Origin of the sequence: Streptomyces glaucescens, assembly GCF_002154375.1 — a bacterium.
GTDB classification, from domain to species: Bacteria; Actinomycetota; Actinomycetes; order Streptomycetales; family Streptomycetaceae; genus Streptomyces; species Streptomyces glaucescens.
Genome location: NZ_MUND01000843.1, coordinates 1 through 2,945 on the forward strand (window position 1 = coordinate 1; position 2,945 = coordinate 2,945).

Annotated in this window: 3 protein-coding genes and 4 tRNA genes; 4 read left to right on the plus strand and 3 right to left on the minus strand. The window is 72.1% G+C overall.

Annotated features, from left to right (window positions below):
* From CCN42_RS38140 to CCN42_RS38150, 3 genes are all read right to left on the minus strand, one after another.
* Nucleotides 1-366, minus strand: a 366-nt coding sequence (locus tag CCN42_RS38140; protein ID WP_143662177.1) for a GNAT family N-acetyltransferase, incomplete at its 3' end; no start/stop codon positions are given.
* A gap of 52 nt (nt 367-418) precedes the next feature.
* The gene (locus CCN42_RS38145) at nt 419-1,240 is read right to left on the minus strand and encodes an aminotransferase class IV (protein WP_086741821.1); all 822 of its coding nucleotides are present in this window, start codon (nt 1,238-1,240) and stop codon (nt 419-421) included.
* A gap of 48 nt (nt 1,241-1,288) precedes the next feature.
* Nucleotides 1,289-2,335 carry a chorismate-binding protein gene (locus CCN42_RS38150; protein ID WP_086741822.1) on the minus strand — a complete coding sequence of 349 codons (1,047 nt, stop codon included), beginning with the start codon at nt 2,333-2,335 and terminating at the stop codon, nt 1,289-1,291.
* A gap of 177 nt (nt 2,336-2,512) precedes the next feature.
* Between CCN42_RS38150 and CCN42_RS38155 the strand changes: the two genes are divergently transcribed.
* The 4 genes from CCN42_RS38155 to CCN42_RS38170 all read left to right on the plus strand — a co-directional run bounded on the left by CCN42_RS38155 (nt 2,513) and on the right by CCN42_RS38170 (nt 2,882).
* Nucleotides 2,513-2,585, plus strand: a tRNA-Gly gene (locus CCN42_RS38155).
* 38 nt (nt 2,586-2,623) lie between these two features.
* A tRNA-Cys gene (locus CCN42_RS38160) sits at nt 2,624-2,697 on the plus strand.
* A 1-nt stretch (nt 2,698) separates the two neighbouring features.
* Nucleotides 2,699-2,770 (plus strand) — tRNA-Val (locus CCN42_RS38165).
* A 40-nt stretch (nt 2,771-2,810) separates the two neighbouring features.
* Nucleotides 2,811-2,882, plus strand: a tRNA-Val gene (locus tag CCN42_RS38170).
* Nucleotides 2,883-2,945: the final 63 nt, after the last annotated feature.

The following is a 2,945-nucleotide window of genomic DNA, read 5'->3' on the forward strand; positions in this document are numbered from 1 at the left end:
CAGGGCGGGCGGGCTGTCGCCGAGCCGTTTCTCCATGCCCCGGTTGCGGACGGCGTAGCCGAGCGCCTGGGCGAGCCGCAGGGCGGGCCCGGCGTCGGCGGGGACGGTCGTCTCGATGCGGGTGCAGCCCCAGCCGCGCGCCACCTCCTCCGCGGCGAGCAGGGCCACCGTGCCCCGGCCGCGTCTGCGGTCGGGTTCCTCGATGCGCACATCGCGGACGCACGCCACCGAGTCGCCGAAGGCGGCGGAGGTGCCGAGGTGGAGGACGCCGACGGGGCGGCTGTTCACGCACACCTGGTAGTGGCGCGAGCGCGTCCCGTCGGCGTGCTGCTGGAGCGGCCCGGTCGGCCGTAGGGTCGTGGTCATTACCCGTGTTCTACCCCGGCCGGGGCCCCGGGACAGCCGAATATCGCGGCCGTCAGGGGTCGAGGTCGTCCCCTGAGCGCTCCTCGAAGATCCGCATGGCTTTGGCCGTCACCGGGCCCGCCGTGCCGGGCAGTTCGCGGCCGTCGACGCGGTGCACGGCCTGGACGTCCCGCAGGGTCGAGGTGAGGAAGACCTCGTCGGCGCTCTCCAGGACGTCCAGCGGGAGGTCGGTCTCCCTGGCGCCGGTCCACTCGATCGTCAGCTCGCGGGTGATGCCCGCGAGGCAGCCGGAGGCGAGCGGCGGGGTGTGGATCTCGCCGTCCAGGACGACGAAGACGTTCGACCCGGTGCCCTCGCAGAGCTCACCGACGGTGTTGGCGAACAGCGCCTCGGAGGCGCCCTGTTCGTGGGCGCGGGCGAGAGCGACGACGTTCTCGCCGTACGAGGTGGTCTTCAGGCCGGCGAGCGCGCTGCGCTCGTTGCGGGTCCACGGCACGGTGATCACGGCCGTGGAGTCGGGCCGGCGAGCGGCCTCACCGAGCGCGACGACCAGGGTGGGGCCGGCCTCGCCGCGGTCGGAGCCGAGCGGGCCGTGGCCGCCGGTGTAGGTGATGCGCAGCCGGCCCAGCGGCATCGGGTTGGCCTCCAGGACGGCGGCGCAGGCTCGGCGGACCTCGTCGAGGTCGGGGTCGGGCAGGCCCAGGCCGCGGGCGGAGCGGGTGAGCCGGTCGAGGTGGCGGGTGAGCGCGAAGGGGCGGCCGTCCACCGCCTTCACGGTCTCGAAGATGCCGTCGCCCACGGTGAGCCCGTGGTCGAAGACGGAGACACGGGCGGACTCGCTGTCCTCGAGCCCGCCGTCGAGCCAAACCTTCACTGGTCCCTACCTCGCATCGTTTCGCCGGGCACCGTGCCACGCGGCACGTCAGTACCTCTCCATGGCCTCGTACGCACCCGACGCTACCGCGAGCAGCCGCGACGCCTTCAGCTCGGTCTCCCGCCACTCGCCCTCGGGGTCCGAGCCCCAGGTGATCCCGGCGCCGGTGCCGAACCGCAGCAGGGGCCCGCCCCCGACGGCGCGGTCGATCCAGAAGGTGCGGATGCCGACGGCCAGCTCTCCCACGCCCCGGTCGGCGTCGACCCAGCCGATGCCGCCGCAGTAGGGGCCGCGCGGGGCGGTCTCCAGCGCGTCGATGATCCGCAGGGCGCTCGGCTTGGGGGCGCCGGTGACCGAGCCGGGCGGGAAGGCGGCGGCCAGCGTCTCCGGCCAGCCGGCGCCGTCGCGCAGCTCCCCGCGCACGGTGGAGACGAGGTGGACCAGCCCGGGGTGCTTCTCCACGACGCACAGCTCGGGGACGGTGACGCTGCCGGTGGCGCAGACCCGCCCGAGGTCGTTGCGGACCAGGTCCACGATCATCACGTTCTCGGCGTAGTCCTTCTCCAGGAGGTCCGCCTCGGTGCGGCCGGTGCCCTTGATCGGCCCGGACTCGATGGTCCGCCCCTCCCGGCGCAGGAACAGCTCCGGGGAGGCGGTGGCTATCTCCACCCCGTGCTCCGGCAGGCGGATCGTTCCCGCGTACGGCGCCGGGTTGCCGCGGGCGAGCAGCGCGGTGAGGGCGTCCACGTCCGCGCCGGGGTCGACCGGCGCGGAGAGGACGCGGCAGAGGTTCGCCTGGTAGACCTCGCCGGCCGCGATGTGCTCACGGATCCGCCGTACGCCCGCGGTGTACCCGGCGCGGTCGAGGGAGGACGTCCAGTCGCCGGCCGCGGGGCCCCGCCAGGCTCCCGGCGCGGGGGCGGGCACCGGCCGCTCGTGTACGTCCGCGAAACGGGCGCAGGTCAGGCGGCCCTCGAAGTCCGCGGCGACGGCCCAGAAGCCGGTGGAGTCAAGAGCCGCGGGATCGTCTGTGACGTCGAGGAGGCCGGTGGCGACACGGTCGCCGAAGCGGGCGAGAGGAGCGAGGTCGAGCACGCTGTCGAGTCTATGGCGGGTGTCCGGCGGGTGGCCCCGGCGTGACCTGCGGACGGCCGGACCGGGTCCTTCGGCCGGTGCACCGCAGCACGCTGCACAAACGCGTTTTTGTACTGGCCGGGGAATCCGCTAGAGTTCAACACGTCGCCGGGACGCGGAAGCGGACCGAAACGACAGGCGGACGTAGCTCAGTTGGTAGAGCGCAACCTTGCCAAGGTTGAGGTCGCGAGTTCGAACCTCGTCGTCCGCTCGCAGGAACAGGGGATCTTTCCGATCCTCTACACTCCTGGTGGAGTGGCCGAGAGGCGAGGCAACGGCCTGCAAAGCCGTCTACACGGGTTCAAATCCCGTCTCCACCTCCAAGGACGATTAGCTCAGCGGGAGAGCGCTTCCCTGACACGGAAGAGGTCACTGGTTCAATCCCAGTATCGTCCACTGGATCTTCGGATCCTGGATCTCCTCGAAGATCCCACCCGCGCGATTAGCTCAGCGGGAGAGCGCTTCCCTGACACGGAAGAGGTCACTGGTTCAATCCCAGTATCGCGCACGCAGTGCCCATGATCCGCTCCATGGAGTGGTCGTGGTACCGAGGACGATTAGCTCAGCGGGA